The organism is Bradyrhizobium sp. URHC0002 (genome assembly GCF_054059515.1).
On sequence record NZ_JBSSCF010000001.1, the window covers coordinates 8178794 to 8192588 of the forward strand.

Here is a 13795-nt window from a genome sequence, read left to right on the forward strand (position 1 = left end):
TGCTGAGCTAGATGGAGCGACTGGAGGCCGGGGATGAGGTGCCTGCGCATATATGCAAAGCCTGACGGGGAGTCCCATTTGGAGAAGTCGATATCGCGATGACGATGACGCCGGCGTTTCCCAACGAAGCGCCCGTTTGAACTTCCGACTTACTACCCAGCGTCACGCATCCGATCTTCTCACATCCCCGCCGGAGAGCGCGAAGTGGGCTTTCACAGGCCGCCGGATCGACTCCTCGCCATATGGCTGGATGGCCACGTGGAATTACGATCCCGCATAAATGTCGGCGGGCTATGATACTTGCATGCTGGCGCTCTGCGGCGCCTCTTCGATAAGCTCCTTACGCGAAGCTCCCCAGAGCAGGGCAGTCCCGACGACGGCCGAAAGATTCGACGCGGCGAACACGGCGATCTTGGCGGCCGAGAAGTCGGGAGCGCTTGGAAACGCCTGCCCGGCGATAAAGAGCGACATCGTGAAGCCGATCCCAGCGAGGGCTCCGGCCCCGGCCAACTGCCGCCACGTGTACTCTGCCGGCTTGACGGCTATGCCTGCGCGCACGGCCGCAGCAGCCGCGAGGAAGACGCCGAGCGGCTTTCCTATGGCGAGGCCAGCGATGATCGCGGCCATGAGCCAGCCATGCCCAACAAAGACGCCCGGATTGATCGCCACGCCCGCATTCGCCAGTGCGAAGATCGGAAGGACAGCGTAGCTCGACCGCGCGCCAGCGTGCCGCAGCAGCCGGTCGGCGGGCGATTCAAGTCTGTCGTAGATTGCGTCGAGCGCGTGCAGCGCCGGGGTGGAGGGGCCGTGCCTGAGAACCTCACCCTCGTGCCGGGCCTCGGAGGCGATGATGGTGCTGGCCTGCGTCATCAGGGCAGCCAGGTTGGCAGGCGGGCGCGTGGGAATGAACAGTGCCAGTACCACGCCAGCCAGCGTCGCGTGAAGGCCGCCCGCGTAGACGAACGCCCACAACGCGACGCCCAACAGGATGTAAGGCGAGAGCAGGTAGACCCTCGACCGGCTCAGCAGCGCCAGCGCCACGACCACCGCCGCAGCCGCGGCCAGGTAGCCCGGATGGATATCGCCGGAGTAGAACACAGCGACGACGACGATCGCAGCGATGTCGTCGACGATGGCCGCCGCGGTCAGGAAGATGCGCAGCTCGACGGGAACGCGAGCGCCCATCACGGCGATCAAGGCAATCGCGAACGCAGTGTCGGTCGCCATCGGAACGCCCCATCCGTGCGACCACGGCCCCGCAGGGATGACCAGCACATACAGAAGCGCCGGCACGACCATGCCGCCGAGCGCGGCGGCGATCGGAAGCGCGGCGGAGCGGCGGCTTGCGAGGTGGCCAACTGTCATCTCGCGCTTCACTTCCAATCCCACGACGAGGAAGAACACCGTCAGCAGGCCGTCGTTGACCCAATGGAGGATGGACATCTGAAAGGCTGCGTTGCCCAAGCTCACGCCGAACTTCTGGTGCCAGAGCGCCTCGAACGCCGGCCCGATCGGCGAGTTCGTCAAGACGATTGCCGCCACGGTCGCGAGGATCAGCAAAATGCCGGCGGACGGGCCCCAGCTCGCGAAGTCCAGGGCTGCCGTACGGACGCGGTGGCCGAGCGTGCCAAGCATCGCATCAACGAGAGAGCTCTCGTCCCAGGGCCCATCGTAGCGCCGGCGGTTGATGTAGAAGGTCGGCGTGAATCTCACGTCGCTTGCGCGTGAGCTTGCGACGTCCGCCTCTACCCTCGCCCTCGCGCGCCGCACGGCGTCGCTGTCGCCGAGCGCGAAGTCGGCGTTCACGCCAAGATCGGCGGCCACCGCGACGAGGTCGTCCTCTGTGAGCTGCATCGACCTCGTCATCAGCTTGATGTGCGCGGACCAGAACGCCTCGGGCGTCTGGGCAAGCTCAGCGAGCTCGGCGGCCCGAAACGAAAGGCTGTTGTCCGTGAGCGGCCTGTGGCGGAAGGCGTAGCAGACGCGGTCGCCGAGTTGGTCGCGTGCTTGTGCGATGCGCTCGTTAGCAGCCCTGCAGTGCGGGCACGCGTAGCTGCCGTACTCGACGAGCGTGATCTCGGCATCGGTGGGGCCGAGCACGTGGTCCCTCTCGTGGTCGACCGGACGGTCGAGGCGGCCGGGCGGGATCATGAGCTGCATCGCTGAACCGGTCTCCAGGTGTTCGCGCCGGCTACGAAGTCAGCGCAGCCGTCGCTGGGTTGACGACGTGGAATACGCCGCCGTCGGGTGACGGCGTGTACGCGATCTCCGCGCCGACGATTCTGCCGGGGTACCCAGCCGCGTGCACGCGCGGGAGGAAGAGGCGCACCAACGTGCCGCCTCCCCGCTCGCTCTCTATACAGACCGCGCCGCCTCGTCCTTCGGCGAAGCGCTGGACCTGGATGAGCCTGAGGCCGGTGCCGCTGCCCGCGGCCTTTGTCGTGAAGTACGGGGTGAAGGCCTGCGAGAGAACCTCCTCGGGCATGCCCTCCCCGTCGTCGGCGACGACGATTTCGACGAATCCCCCGGCCGCGCCAGCGGAAGGTTCGACGTTCCGCGCCGCGACGGTGATCGCGCCGCCCCCCGGCATAGCATCGGCCGAGTTTCGACAGAGGTTCAGCAAAGCGAAGTACAGCTCTTCCGGGTCGGCATTGAAGGCCCATAAATCAGGGGCGATCTCAGTGCTGACCGTGATGTCCGGACGCAACGCCCGGTAAAGCGTGCCCGCTATCGCTGCGAGGCGACTGCCTGCGACAAACCCGTCGATCGACTTGGGGCGCGGTCGCGCAGCCTCGAGGAGCTGTCGGCTAAGCAACGCGCCTCGCGTGATCGCCTCCTGCATTTTGTCGACGGTGGACTTTCGGTACGCAGCATCGCTCTGGCACTCGAGCAGCCGCAGGCCGCTCCCGACAACGGCGAGAAGGTTATTGATGTCGTGGACGACGAACTGCGCCAAGTCCGTTATCGCCCTCACCCTCACCCGTCCGCCAGCGGGGACCGCGCCTCGCGTGTCGGACCGCGGGCTGGCGTGGAAAACAATCCCCGAGACCTCGCCGTCGGACCCGACGAGCGGGATCTCCACGTACGTGGACGCGATGAGGCCGCTACTGCCGCCTTCGCGCACGCAACTCACGCTTGCGCTGAACGCGCGCCGCATTCCAAGCGAGGCGCCGGCGCGGTCCACGAGCACGACGACATCCTCCAGCGGCGGGCTTTCGACAGAGCTGGGGAATGAAACGCCGTTTGTCTCTTTGATCTGCATGTCGGACCTCCCGGCCTATGATCATTCAACGGAACGCCGACTTCGGCCCGTGCACGAGGGTGGGCGACGATGGCTCGAAGATTGAGTCCATGACGGTCAAAAGGAAAATCACCTCTCGCCATGGAGTCGATAGCCGACCGTTATCGGAATGGCTGAGAGACGCTTGGCGGGCTGCGGCGGGAGTGCGGCGCTTCCGTCTGCGCCGCCTCGCCGGAGCGGAACTCTCGGCGACCGCGAAGACGTGTTCACGTGCCTATCCTCCGGGCTGCCCCTGAACTCGCGGCCCCCTACTGGATCGATGCTGAGGGAAAGGAACGCCTCTCACTCTGAGGAGCTCGGCGCGCGGTACAGGCTTCACTTTTTCTACTAGCATTGGTGCGGTGGCTGCCACTCGCACGGATTTCCAACTCTCCGAGCGTTGGATCCCCGCACCACGAATGTCGGGGTCACGGCGGCGCGTTGGCACGCGCAACCTCGATTGGCCCAACGGCGGCAACGGAGCTTCTGCAGATGCCGCTGGTGGCATTCCTCGCTGCGGCATCACGCGGCGCGGCGGCAATAATGATCGTCTATCGACTCTATGGCCAGAGGTGATTTCCCTCGCCGGCGTTGCAAGGTATTCTCTTCGGGTGGTTTAAAACGAACAGGAGCTCCCATGAAGATTCAAGTCCGCAGCCTCGCGGTTGCGCTCGCGATTGCTGTTCCTATCGCAGTGACCGCCACGGCCAAATCGTCTGCTGCGCCGATCAATGGCACATCGATTAAGACGGCGGTACCAGCCGTGACGACGGACGTGCGCTATCAGGTGCGGCAGGGTCATCCCTCCCCTTCGTACTGGGGCTATCCCACCTATAATTCGTACTGGGGGTATCCCGCCTATAGTTCGTATTGGAGCTATCCGACCTATAATTCATACTATGGAGCCTACGGCCACGGATATTACAGATCAGCTTGCGTGCCCGGTCCGCGCGTCGGCGCCTTTGCGACAGCGCCGTGGACCGACGCGCCGACGTGTCCGCAGTATTGATAAAATCCTCTGCGCTCCCGAAGGCGGCGCGTTTATGTAAGGAAGTCGGCGCCACCTCCAGGCGATCCGCGATCAGATCGCCGCCTTCGACACATCCAATGGATTGACGATGTATTGGAGCTATCCGACCTTATGCTATCCCGGCTTCCCTTACGGCCGGCGGTGACGACGGCTGGTGGTAACGCCAAAGCTTGGCAGCGTGCGGCTCCCTCAAGCCACGCATGCCGAAGGTTTGACAAATGCTCTTCGCAAAGACGGCTTTCTGGTCGACGCCGTTGACAATGCAACGCGCGCCGAAATGACCCGCGCAATTGATCATCTAAGGGCAAGAGTACATTTGAATTCAATTGTGTTAGTCTATTTCGAAGGTTACAGCGTCGAATCTGACGGGCAAAATTATTTAATCCCAGTCGATGCGAAGATCTGGAGTGAAGAAGATGTCCGTCGACAAGGCGTAAGCATTGACCGTCTTCTTTCGCAACTCAAGACTTCCGGAGCACGCGTCAGGCTCGTAGCCATTGGGGCCTCACGCCGCAATCCTTACGAGCAACGCTTCAGGACCTACTCACACGGACTTGCACCCATTCAAACGAGCGAGAACGCGCTCATCCTGAGCAGCAGCGCCTGGCCAGGTCGTCGAAGACCCGACGGAACGACATAGTCAGCTGATGAGCGCTCTTCTTACGCAGACGGATTCTTCGAAGGGGATCGAGGAGGACAACACCCGAAACGCAGTGGTGGCTGCTACTCAGGGCCGACAGATTCCAGCAGTGTCATCTACGCTAACCGAGAGCGTTAGTCTTTGGCCGGCAGGGAGCGGCACTCCCGTGTCCTTCGTCGGCTCTGCAGCTAGCGGTCGCCGCGAGGGGTCAAACAGATTTCTACCGACTCCAAAGATAAAAAGGTCAAGGCTGACTTCCCATGGAGGGCGCCACTCCTCATCTCCCCCTTGTTTGGAACCTCCAACGCGTCCTGGCGCCGTCCCATATCGATGACGCTGCATCACTGAAGGTCTTTTTCGCGTTTCATGATCGTCTGTTCCTGCAATGTCCTCAGTGACCACGATGTTCGCCACGCCGTGAACACGGCCGACGACGCGCCATGCAATGCCAAGCAGATCTATGACTGCCTTGGCTGCTGCGCCGAATGCGGCCGCTGCGCGCGCACCATCAAGACGATCATCGACGAGGCGTCCAGAGAATGTGCTGGCCTGCCAAGCAGGCCCGCATCGCCGGATCATGGATGACGCGCGGGATGAGCCCCAATTTGCGCCCACAGCGCCCTAACTTCCCTGGATTTGCTGGACGGGCCCCTCTCGGTTTCGTACCGGGGAATGCCTGCCTGTTTGTTCTTCCTCAGAAACGTTCTAAACTAACGAAAGCCCAAGACCTGGCCTCAAGCCTTGGAGTTCATCATGCAGGGCGACCCCAAAGTCATCGAGTATCTTAACAAGGGACTGCGTCACGAGCTCACTGCCATCAACCAGTATTGGTTGCATTACCGGCTGCTGGCCAATTGGGGCCTCTCGGACATGGCCAAGATCTGGCGCAAAGAATCGATCGAGGAGATGCAGCACGCCGACCGCATCACCGACCGGATAATCTTCCTCGAAGGCTTTCCCAACATGCAGTTGCTCGATCCCTTGCGGATCGGCCAGAACGTCAAGGAAATCATCGATTGCGACCTCGCCGCCGAAATGAGCGCGCGTGCGCTGTACCAAGAGGCGGCGACGTATTGTCATTCCGTGAGCGATTATGTCACCCGCGACCTGTTCGATAACCTGATGATGGACGAGGAACACCACATCGATTTCCTCGAAACGCAGCTTGATTTGATCAACCGGATCGGGCTCGAGCTTTACACCCAGAAGCGTGTCGGTGGGCTCGAGACCGAAGAGCACTGAACTTTCGCGCCGTCCACAGCGACCGGAGGCCCACGCATATAATGACGCGCGGGGTGATACGGGTCACAGGCAGTCGCGATGAGCTTGCTGCATCTGCTTTTGATACCACAACGCATCGGCGAAGCGGCGCTATGGGTGACTGAACCGCGAGCATCGCGACTTCAATGCGGCTTCTCGAGCAGCGAAGGGGACGACGAAGAGCTCATCACCGAGATCGTCGTTGACGTGCAGGACCCAGCCGCGCCAATCTTCGAGGCTGCGCGCCTTGATAAGGGATCGCACGACACAGGCCGCGTGATCACGTGCTTCCGCGAGGTCGTCTACTACAGCGCTGTAGCGATCAATCAGAGCTTCCTTCAGGTTAGAGCATCAAAAATAGAACTGCGGTATGTTCAGCCTCCTACGAAATGACGCTCGGGACGGATAGACGGCATAAACTAGTTCGCCATAACCCATCGGACTGCTTACATGAAGACTTACGATCTTTGCGGACGCAGGTCGACAGGATCGCGATTGAGAGAGTCGGGTCGAGGCCGGGTGAAGGAATATCCTGAGGCTGACGTGACAGTAGAGCCGGCTTATCCGCTTGTCGCCCATCGCTTATGGACATCGCCCTCCCGTTTAGTTTTTGACGGGATTGCATAATGATGCGTCGCGTGAGGTCGTTCGCGCTATTGTACGAGGGGCTCATATTCTAATCTCATGGTCTGGGTGAATAATCCGAGAGTAGGATCGATTGCGTCGTACGGCGCCATATCCGCATGGTGTCCCGCGATGGCGAGGTTGGAGCAGGATCGGACAAGGCATAGCTGCTAGGAAAGGCGGCGAACCTATTCAACAGGGGCTCGGACCCCTACCCGTTCATTCTTCTCAATCTCGCGCTTTCGTTCCAGTCGGCCTCCGCCGCGCCAGTCATCATGATGAGCCAGAACCGGCAGCAGGACATCGATCGCAGGGCTGCGGAGAACGACTACCAACGTGAAGGCGGAGCTCGAGATAGAGTTGCTGCATGAGAAGATCGACCAACTGCGCGAGCGCGAAGTCCTGAAGCTAACGGAGGCCGTCAGGATGCAGACCAAACTGCTGGAGCAGTCGGCGTCGGGTGCACGCGAGTCCGATTCGGAGGGCGGACGGCCGTCATAACGCGCGGCTATCGACTTCATGGCGTGACGTCATTTCCCATTCGCCGCGCGGACTATCATGCTTCACGGTACGTTGTGAACGACAACCTTTCGCCGCCACTGCGAAGTCGAACAAGGGTCCAACAATCAGGAGGCTACAAATGTCAGTCCAGCAGCCGGTTCTCACGCCGCCCCACGGCGGCGAGACGGTGACCTCGAGCGGGGGCTCGAGCGTCGAGATGAAAGTGGAGAGCAGCCAGTCCGGAGGCGAATATGGCGCTGTCATGTGGACGGTGCGGGCCGGGGAGGAGCCGCCGCTGCACACCCACTCGCGCGAGGACGAACTGATCTACGTGGTGCAAGGGAAGCTAATCGCGCGGGTCGGCGATGCCCGTGTCGAGGTGGGGCCGGGCGCCTACGCGGCTCTTCCCCGCGGTGTGCCGCATACGATCGAGGTGGTCGGCGATCAGGCGACCCTGCTGCTCAGCTTCGTGCCGGGTGGGCTGGAGCGCTTCTTGGTCCCACGGAAAGGCGAGCAGCCCGATCCGGCCGCTTTCGGCCTGACGTTCCCCTAGGGGCGGGGACCCGCGGCGCGCGGCGTTCGTGACCGTGCGCCCGCGCGAGCCCGGCCGCTCGCGACCGCGCCAGATGGTTGACCCGACACGCCGGCACGGAGGAAATCCGCATGGTCACTCGCGGTTTCACAGGCCGCCACGAGTTGCTCGAGCTCGAGAGGCCGCTTCCCGATTTCGCGCTCGCCTTGGCGCTGACACGCGAGCCTGCGACGCGCCGCACCGACTTCCGCAGGCGGATCGACGCCAGGATGGTCGCTGACGTCGCGGCGCGGCTGCCTGAGTCCCCCGGCCGCGCCTTCATGTGCGGGTCGAACGCCTTCGTCGACATCGCAGCGGACGCCGCTCTCGCCTTGGGACTGGAAGCGAGAGCGATCAAGACCGAACGCTATGGCGCTTGAGACCATCCCTCTCGTTTTGCAGGAGACGTGTTGGTGAAGGAAACGGGAGCCACGCGGATGCTGTCAAAAACGATCGATGTCGATGGCTTGAAGGTCTTCTGCCGTGAAGGGCGGCGCGCCTGGCCTGGGCACTTCGACATCGAGATCGACTGCGTCGCAGCACTCTAGGAGCGGGATACGAACATGTTCTCAGTGATTTTCGAGGTCATCCCCAATAAAGAGAACTGGGATGACTACTTCGACAACGCCAAGATGCTGCGCCCCGAGCTGGAACAGGTCGAGGGCTTCGTCGACAACATCCGCTACAAGAGCCTGACCCGCGAGGGCTGGATCCTTTCGCTTTCGAGCTGGCGGGACGAAAAGTCGCTCGTCCGCTGGCGCACCCGCAGGCGTCATCAGGAGGTCCAGCAGAAGGGCCGCGACGAAATCCTCGCAGACTACCACCTGCGCGTCGGCCAGATCACTGCCGACAATCAGGTGCCGACGGGATACGCCCTCACGGAGCAGAGGCTCGACGAGACCGAAGTCGGGGAGGGAACAACGGTCACGCTGATCAACGCGACTCGCCCCGCGGAGTGGAAGCAGACCAACAACCCGTACGATTGCGCCGAGTGGCTCGGCCTGAACCCGTGGGCCGCCGACAGCACGTCCTGGGACATCTTCGACGCCGTACTTACGCCCGGCGACCTGATTCTGCTCATATCCTGGAAGGACGCCGCTGCGGCGCAGGCCTTCGAGGACACTTCCGCCGCGAATGACAAGGCAAGGGTCCGGAGAGTACGGATCGTACGCGAGTACGGGAAATACGACCGTCGCGAGGCGCCTCAGTACTACGCAGACGCCAAGGGCGGCAAGACCCTCCACGCCTGACACCGCTCCGTCGGGAGGGGCTGGCCTGCTGCGAGTTCGATCCTGCGTTCACCCAGGGGCGAGCCGTGGAGGAGCTAGGGTCGCTCTCGCGAGGTGACAGCGACGAACACGATCAAGGAGATCCGCGGAAATGACGAGCGCAGTGGACAAGCGAGGGGCCGAGGCTTCGCGGAAATTCCGCGTTCCGCTGACGGCGTTGCTCGTCTCGTCCCTCACCACGTTCGGCTCGAACATCCTGGCGGTCTCGCTGCCTTCGATTGGGCGGTCGCTAGAAGCGTCCTTCGCTGTCGTCCAGTGGGTGATCAGCGCTTACGTGCTAATCTTCATCAGCGAGCGTGAGACTGCGCCGATGCGCGCAGAGGCTCCCGCAAAGATGCCGTGTAAACTGATCGACTGCCGCGACCCGCCCTGACGGGCCAGCCGCGAGGCTTGTCAAAATCTGAAAGGAAAGCACGATGACGAATTCGAACGACGATGGAGCTCCTCGCCCACAGGCTGAGGTGGCCGGCGACCTAGACGGCGCTGGCGCGCTTAAAGGCCGTGCCGGCGCATCGGTGTTCTCGATCGGCGGCCCAGACGGCAGGGGCGGCACGGCAGCGGGGGCAAACCCCTACGAGCTGCTGAGCGCTTCGCTCGCCGCGTGCACGGCGATGACGATACGGCTGCAGGCGCGAAGGCGGAAATTCCCGCTTTCCCACGTCGAGGTTGCCGTGTCGTACTACCATGGCGCGGATGGCGGCCGCGACTCCTTCGAGCGCTCCATCACGCTCGAGGGAAACCTTCGCGACGACGAGCGCTCCCAGTTGATGCAGGCTGCGAACATGTGTCCCATCGGGCGGACGCTCGGCCTCAGCGCCGACATCCGCACTAACGATAACGTGAGCGTCGGCCCGGCGGCAAGCTATGACGACGACTTGAGCGAGCTTCCGATCCCGAACATCGACCCCGACTAATATGCCGCGAGGTAGTCCGCGAGCGCCACGGCGTTGTTGCGCGCGGTGTCGTGCGCACCGAAGAGCAGCGTGACTTTGCCCGCCAATAGAAGATCCGTCAGGTGCTCGACTGCGGCGTGATTGGCGCGGAGCTCCTCGAAGTATCGCTTATGAAACTCGGGCCAGCGGTTCGGGTCATGGCCAAACCAGGTCCTGAGGCCGGCGCTCGGGGCGATGTCCTTCAGCCATACGTCGACGCTGGCATGCTCCTTCGTGAGCCCGCGCGGCCAAATACGGTCGACGAGCACCCTCATGCCGTCTGAGGCCTCGGGCGGCTCGTAGACGCGCTTGACACCAGGCCTCGAGGGCCGTCGAGACATTGGATTCTCCAGCCCTCCCCTCTCCAAAGGAGAGCACCTCGCGTTAGGCTGTCTTGGCGGGACGGACTGCGGGAAAATCGATCGGGGTCTGCACCGCATTGTTCATGAAGTTGGTCAACAGGAACTGCGCAGTCAGCGCGATCATCTCGACGATGTTGGCGTCTGTCCACCCCGCATCCCTGACCGCCGCAAACTGGGCGTCGGAAACTTTGCCGCGCTTCTCGATGAGCTCTTTTGCGAAGGCGAGCGCAGCCTGGCGCTTGGGATCGCTCGAGCGGCCTTCCCTGTTCAGGGCGATTTCGTCCGCCGGGACTCTTGCCATGTTGCCCGCGATGAAGCTGTGCGCGGCGAGGCAGTAGTCGCACCCGTCCGCCTCCGACACCGCCAGCGAGATCCCGTCTCTCGTCTTGACGTCCAGCGTCTTCGCAAGCGATCCCATCAGGGCAGCCCAGCCGGAGAGCGCGTTCGGGCTGATCGACATGAGGCGGTGCAGGTTAGGCACGAAGCCCAGCATCTTGTCGACGTTGTCGAGGATCGGCTTGGACTCCGCGGGGGAGTCCTCGCGTTTCGGAATGGCAATACGGGGCATTTGAGCCTCCTTCTGTAGACCGCAAACGATTATTCGGTTGGTGACGATGCAACCGTCACAGCCAGTGGTGGCCACTGGACCGCCTCGAATACTAGGGCGCGTCGCGCTGCGGCGATCATGTTTCTTGATCATGCAATCGATAACAGCATTTCATCGGCTGAGCACCGACCGTCGCACTAATGTCACGTGCCCCGGACTTCGTCCTCAGCTGCGCCCGACGCGCCGCGCTGACCGGGGAGAAGCTGGCGGCGCGGAGCGCCCTTCACCCTCAGATTCTGCCGGGACGTATCCATGCACTTTGCGAAAGGCACGGAGAAAGCTGCTGCAGCTCCTATAACCGACCGCCCGCGCAATCTGCTCAACGGAAAATGTCCTCGCGGCGAGCATATCGGCTGCACGCTTCATCCGCATTTGCCGGAGCGCGACCATAGGCGAACATCCGATCGCGCGCGCAAAGCGCGTCATGAATGCGGATCGGCTCAAGCCAGCCTTCTGCGCCAAGGCGATGACAGAGTGATCGGCCGATGGTCGCGCCACCATATCGGCGAACGCAAGAGCGATTTGACGGTCACTCAGGATAGAAAAGCGTTCGAGCCAAACGCTGGTCGAATTCAGACTCCGACGGACGAGCGTGACGAGGACCTGCTTCAGGATGGCGGTCGTCATCGCCTGCATTCCAACCTGCCGGCCGCTGATTTCTGCCAACGCAGCCTGCAACTTTGACCCCAGTTCATCGCCGGGTTCGAAGCGCTCGACAATCGGCGTGGAAAGGCCTGCAAAGAGGTCGATCGACGAGCCGTAGGTGGCGCGGAAGTACCCGCAAATCAGCATGACCGTCGGGTCGACGTCCCCGGCGACGAATCGCTGGATGTGCTCCCCCAAGCGCGGATCCCATTGCGCTTCAACCACATTCATTGTCTTGGCCGCTGTGCGGCCATCAACCTCAATGTAAAACGGATTCTTGGCGGGCGTGATGACAAGGGTGTGAGGTACCAGAGGAAATGCGGGGAAACCACCCACGACCATTCGTCCGGTCCCGGAAAGATTGTAGTGGATAGCCGGCACGTCCGCGCTCCCGAATGACAGGCGCCAACCTGGACTGACCAAACACTCGATGAGCCCAACTACGTCGACATCCAAGGTTGCCATCAGCACATCGAGATCGGATCGCGGCAAGACAAGATTTGGACGATCGGACATGTGTTTCGGACCCTCGGATTGAGTTGGTGTCCTAGTCTTGGGACCGGACAATTGCAAAGCTTGGTACTGCCTTATGGCTAGGACGGTGCGCATCTGCTCGCCATGACCAACAGCCTGGGCGGAAGCTGGGAACCTCTTTGACGAGCGTGAGCGTGCCGCACTTGCCGTGGCCCTCATTCCAACCGTCCGGAACTGAGACCTTAGGAGATCCCAAATGAGCAAAAAGCACTTGATGAAAAGATGACCGAGCCGATCCCGATGCAAACCCTGACATTTAACCGGTCTCGCCTATGATGTTCTACGCAACCGCGACGTTAATCGGAAACAGCGTCGGTGAGAACACCTTCGCAAGACGCGGGTCGACAATTCCGAGCCGGCGCACAATATCTGTTTCCGCGGAAGCGCCACGACAAACCGCTTGACCATCGCCCCTGCCTACATGGCAACGAACCGGAACGGTCCGAACCACCGCAAATCCTTTCGAGTATGAGTATGCAGCTGCAGCTTTATCAGGTGCGATATTTCCTAGCCCTAGCAAGGACACTCAATTTTACGCGGGCTGCGGAGCAATGCAATGTGACGCAGCCGGCGCTGACAAAGGCGGTACAAAAGCTGGAGCAAGAACTCGGTGGCGCGTTGATTCACCGTGAACGTCACCTCACCCAGCTCACCGAGTTGGGCAAGATGATTTTGCCCACGCTGGAGAAGATATTTGCCGCCGCGGAGGCGGTACGGGTTCAGGCGCGAGGCTATCAAAAGAAGACAATCGCCCCGCTGAAAATCGGGCTGGTGCCGTCAGTCTCCGCCGCACTCATTACGGAATTGCTCTTGGAACTCGCCAGGATCATCCCTGACCTTCGAGTCGATCTGCGCGAGGCGGATGCCAACGGGCTCGTTGCGATGCTTTTGGATGGCGAGATCAATGCCGCACTCGTCGGTGACGCCGTCGAGCTACCTGAGCGTATCGACCGCTGGCGGTTGTTCGAGGAGCGGTACGTGCTCGTCTTGTCTCGGGAACATCCGATGGCGAGGCAAACCGTTATACCGCTCCAAGACTTGCATGAGGCGGTATTTCTCGAAAGGATCGGATGCGACGTCGCAGGCCGATTCAAGCAGGCTTGTTTTGCCGACCATCCGGGCCCTAAAGTTGTGCACAGGAGCGCTCAGGAAAGGCATCTTCAGCAAATGGCATCCGCTGGTTTTGGGGCCATCCTGGCGCCAGAGCACGCTCCCAGGCTGCCGTCGCTCGCCGCTATTCCAATTGAGGGCGACCCCGTCCGGCGCGAGGTGCAGCTTTTGGCCGTGGCAGGGAGGCAGTATTCGCCGGCGCTTGACGCCTTTATCAAGGTTGCTCGTGTTCGCGACTGGACGAGCGCGCTGGACAAACTCCGAAGCGCATCTGCCCTTGCCTCGAACAAGGACAATGTTCGCAAGGCTGACGCAGAAGGTGCAGGCTCCCTGATCCAAATCACGGGCCCCCCTCCCGCCTCCTCATGCCCGAGCTTGTCGCGGGCATCCAGCCGTCGTTGCTGAAGTGA

The 13795-nt window shown here is 61.9% G+C and carries 19 protein-coding genes; 14 read left to right on the forward strand and 5 right to left on the reverse strand.

From position 1 onward, the window contains the following. Nucleotides 1-291: 291 nt before the first annotated feature. Both nhaA and ACVWVY_RS39425 read right to left on the reverse strand, forming a co-directional pair. Entirely contained in the window at nt 292-2160 is a 1869-nt protein-coding gene (gene nhaA / locus ACVWVY_RS39420) for a Na+/H+ antiporter NhaA (RefSeq protein WP_456631436.1), read from the reverse strand. Nucleotides 2161-2191: 31 nt separating this feature from the next. Further along, nucleotides 2192-3262 carry an ATP-binding protein gene (locus ACVWVY_RS39425; RefSeq protein ID WP_456631437.1) on the reverse strand — a complete coding sequence of 357 codons (1071 nt, stop codon included), beginning with the start codon at nt 3260-3262 and terminating at the stop codon, nt 2192-2194. A gap of 655 nt (nt 3263-3917) precedes the next feature. On the opposite strand from ACVWVY_RS39425, the gene ACVWVY_RS39430 reads away from it, so the two are divergent. The 13 genes from ACVWVY_RS39430 to ACVWVY_RS39490 all read left to right on the forward strand — a co-directional run bounded on the left by ACVWVY_RS39430 (nt 3918) and on the right by ACVWVY_RS39490 (nt 10109). Beyond that, entirely contained in the window at nt 3918-4289 is a 372-nt protein-coding gene (locus tag ACVWVY_RS39430) for a hypothetical protein (RefSeq protein WP_456631438.1), read from the forward strand. 199 nt (nt 4290-4488) lie between these two features. Beyond that, a complete protein-coding gene (locus ACVWVY_RS39435; protein ID WP_456632435.1) occupies nt 4489-4950 on the forward strand; it encodes a caspase family protein in 462 nt (153 codons plus the stop codon). A 366-nt stretch (nt 4951-5316) separates the two neighbouring features. Continuing rightward, on the forward strand, nt 5317-5535 hold the full coding sequence (locus ACVWVY_RS39440; RefSeq protein ID WP_456631439.1) for a (2Fe-2S)-binding protein: 219 nt from the start codon (nt 5317-5319) through the stop codon (nt 5533-5535). 168 nt (nt 5536-5703) lie between these two features. Then, nucleotides 5704-6192, forward strand: a complete 489-nt coding sequence (bfr, locus tag ACVWVY_RS39445) for a bacterioferritin (RefSeq protein ID WP_456631440.1) — start codon at nt 5704-5706, stop codon at nt 6190-6192. A 78-nt stretch (nt 6193-6270) separates the two neighbouring features. After that, complete coding sequence (locus ACVWVY_RS39450; RefSeq protein WP_456631441.1) at nt 6271-6603, forward strand: hypothetical protein; 333 nt, start codon at nt 6271-6273, stop codon at nt 6601-6603. 452 nt (nt 6604-7055) lie between these two features. Continuing rightward, nucleotides 7056-7205 carry a DUF1003 domain-containing protein gene (locus ACVWVY_RS39455; RefSeq protein WP_456632436.1) on the forward strand — a complete coding sequence of 50 codons (150 nt, stop codon included), beginning with the start codon at nt 7056-7058 and terminating at the stop codon, nt 7203-7205. After that, the gene (locus tag ACVWVY_RS39460) at nt 7171-7335 is read left to right on the forward strand and encodes a hypothetical protein (RefSeq protein WP_456631442.1); all 165 of its coding nucleotides are present in this window, start codon (nt 7171-7173) and stop codon (nt 7333-7335) included. The genes ACVWVY_RS39455 and ACVWVY_RS39460 overlap by 35 nt, the downstream gene beginning before the upstream one ends. Nucleotides 7336-7474: 139 nt before the next feature. Continuing rightward, nucleotides 7475-7888: a cupin domain-containing protein gene (locus ACVWVY_RS39465; RefSeq protein WP_456631443.1), complete on the forward strand. Its 414-nt coding sequence runs from the start codon at nt 7475-7477 to the stop codon at nt 7886-7888. 110 nt (nt 7889-7998) lie between these two features. After that, nucleotides 7999-8286, forward strand: coding sequence for a hypothetical protein (locus ACVWVY_RS39470; RefSeq protein ID WP_456631444.1), 288 nt, complete (start codon nt 7999-8001; stop codon nt 8284-8286). 30 nt (nt 8287-8316) lie between these two features. Next, on the forward strand, nt 8317-8454 hold the full coding sequence (locus tag ACVWVY_RS39475; protein ID WP_456631445.1) for a hypothetical protein: 138 nt from the start codon (nt 8317-8319) through the stop codon (nt 8452-8454). A 15-nt stretch (nt 8455-8469) separates the two neighbouring features. Next, a complete protein-coding gene (locus ACVWVY_RS39480; protein ID WP_456631446.1) occupies nt 8470-9156 on the forward strand; it encodes an antibiotic biosynthesis monooxygenase family protein in 687 nt (228 codons plus the stop codon). A 130-nt stretch (nt 9157-9286) separates the two neighbouring features. Beyond that, complete coding sequence (locus ACVWVY_RS39485) at nt 9287-9568, forward strand: hypothetical protein (protein WP_456631447.1); 282 nt, start codon at nt 9287-9289, stop codon at nt 9566-9568. A 43-nt stretch (nt 9569-9611) separates the two neighbouring features. Beyond that, nucleotides 9612-10109 carry an OsmC family protein gene (locus ACVWVY_RS39490; protein ID WP_456631448.1) on the forward strand — a complete coding sequence of 166 codons (498 nt, stop codon included), beginning with the start codon at nt 9612-9614 and terminating at the stop codon, nt 10107-10109. Here the strand turns inward: ACVWVY_RS39490 and ACVWVY_RS39495 are convergent. The 3 genes from ACVWVY_RS39495 to ACVWVY_RS39505 all read right to left on the reverse strand — a co-directional run bounded on the left by ACVWVY_RS39495 (nt 10106) and on the right by ACVWVY_RS39505 (nt 12257). Beyond that, the gene (locus ACVWVY_RS39495) at nt 10106-10468 is read right to left on the reverse strand and encodes a DUF488 domain-containing protein (protein WP_456631449.1); all 363 of its coding nucleotides are present in this window, start codon (nt 10466-10468) and stop codon (nt 10106-10108) included. The genes ACVWVY_RS39490 and ACVWVY_RS39495 overlap by 4 nt on opposite strands. A gap of 43 nt (nt 10469-10511) precedes the next feature. Next, nucleotides 10512-11057, reverse strand: coding sequence for a carboxymuconolactone decarboxylase family protein (locus ACVWVY_RS39500; RefSeq protein WP_456631450.1), 546 nt, complete (start codon nt 11055-11057; stop codon nt 10512-10514). Nucleotides 11058-11261: 204 nt separating this feature from the next. Next, nucleotides 11262-12257, reverse strand: coding sequence for a helix-turn-helix domain-containing protein (locus ACVWVY_RS39505; protein WP_456631451.1), 996 nt, complete (start codon nt 12255-12257; stop codon nt 11262-11264). A gap of 492 nt (nt 12258-12749) precedes the next feature. Here ACVWVY_RS39505 and ACVWVY_RS39510 point away from each other — a divergent pair, with 492 nt between their 5' ends. Further along, complete coding sequence (locus ACVWVY_RS39510) at nt 12750-13790, forward strand: LysR family transcriptional regulator (RefSeq protein WP_456631452.1); 1041 nt, start codon at nt 12750-12752, stop codon at nt 13788-13790. The last annotated feature ends 5 nt before the right edge of the window (nt 13791-13795 follow it).

Excerpts from the sequence above, each read along its gene's own strand:
- nhaA (WP_456631436.1), bottom strand. The coding sequence starts at position 2,160 with ATGCAGCTCATGATCCCGCCCGGCCGCCTCGACCGTCCGGTCGACCAC.
- ACVWVY_RS39425 (WP_456631437.1), bottom strand. The coding sequence starts at position 3,262 with ATGCAGATCAAAGAGACAAACGGCGTTTCATTCCCCAGCTCTGTCGAA.
- ACVWVY_RS39430 (WP_456631438.1), top strand. The coding sequence starts at position 3,918 with ATGAAGATTCAAGTCCGCAGCCTCGCGGTTGCGCTCGCGATTGCTGTT.
- ACVWVY_RS39440 (WP_456631439.1), top strand. The coding sequence starts at position 5,317 with ATGATCGTCTGTTCCTGCAATGTCCTCAGTGACCACGATGTTCGCCAC.
- bfr (WP_456631440.1), top strand. The coding sequence starts at position 5,704 with ATGCAGGGCGACCCCAAAGTCATCGAGTATCTTAACAAGGGACTGCGT.
- ACVWVY_RS39450 (WP_456631441.1), top strand. The coding sequence starts at position 6,271 with ATGAGCTTGCTGCATCTGCTTTTGATACCACAACGCATCGGCGAAGCG.
- ACVWVY_RS39465 (WP_456631443.1), top strand. The coding sequence starts at position 7,475 with ATGTCAGTCCAGCAGCCGGTTCTCACGCCGCCCCACGGCGGCGAGACG.
- ACVWVY_RS39470 (WP_456631444.1), top strand. The coding sequence starts at position 7,999 with ATGGTCACTCGCGGTTTCACAGGCCGCCACGAGTTGCTCGAGCTCGAG.
- ACVWVY_RS39480 (WP_456631446.1), top strand. The coding sequence starts at position 8,470 with ATGTTCTCAGTGATTTTCGAGGTCATCCCCAATAAAGAGAACTGGGAT.
- ACVWVY_RS39485 (WP_456631447.1), top strand. The coding sequence starts at position 9,287 with ATGACGAGCGCAGTGGACAAGCGAGGGGCCGAGGCTTCGCGGAAATTC.
- ACVWVY_RS39490 (WP_456631448.1), top strand. The coding sequence starts at position 9,612 with ATGACGAATTCGAACGACGATGGAGCTCCTCGCCCACAGGCTGAGGTG.
- ACVWVY_RS39495 (WP_456631449.1), bottom strand. The coding sequence starts at position 10,468 with ATGTCTCGACGGCCCTCGAGGCCTGGTGTCAAGCGCGTCTACGAGCCG.
- ACVWVY_RS39500 (WP_456631450.1), bottom strand. The coding sequence starts at position 11,057 with ATGCCCCGTATTGCCATTCCGAAACGCGAGGACTCCCCCGCGGAGTCC.
- ACVWVY_RS39505 (WP_456631451.1), bottom strand. The coding sequence starts at position 12,257 with ATGTCCGATCGTCCAAATCTTGTCTTGCCGCGATCCGATCTCGATGTG.
- ACVWVY_RS39510 (WP_456631452.1), top strand. The coding sequence starts at position 12,750 with ATGCAGCTGCAGCTTTATCAGGTGCGATATTTCCTAGCCCTAGCAAGG.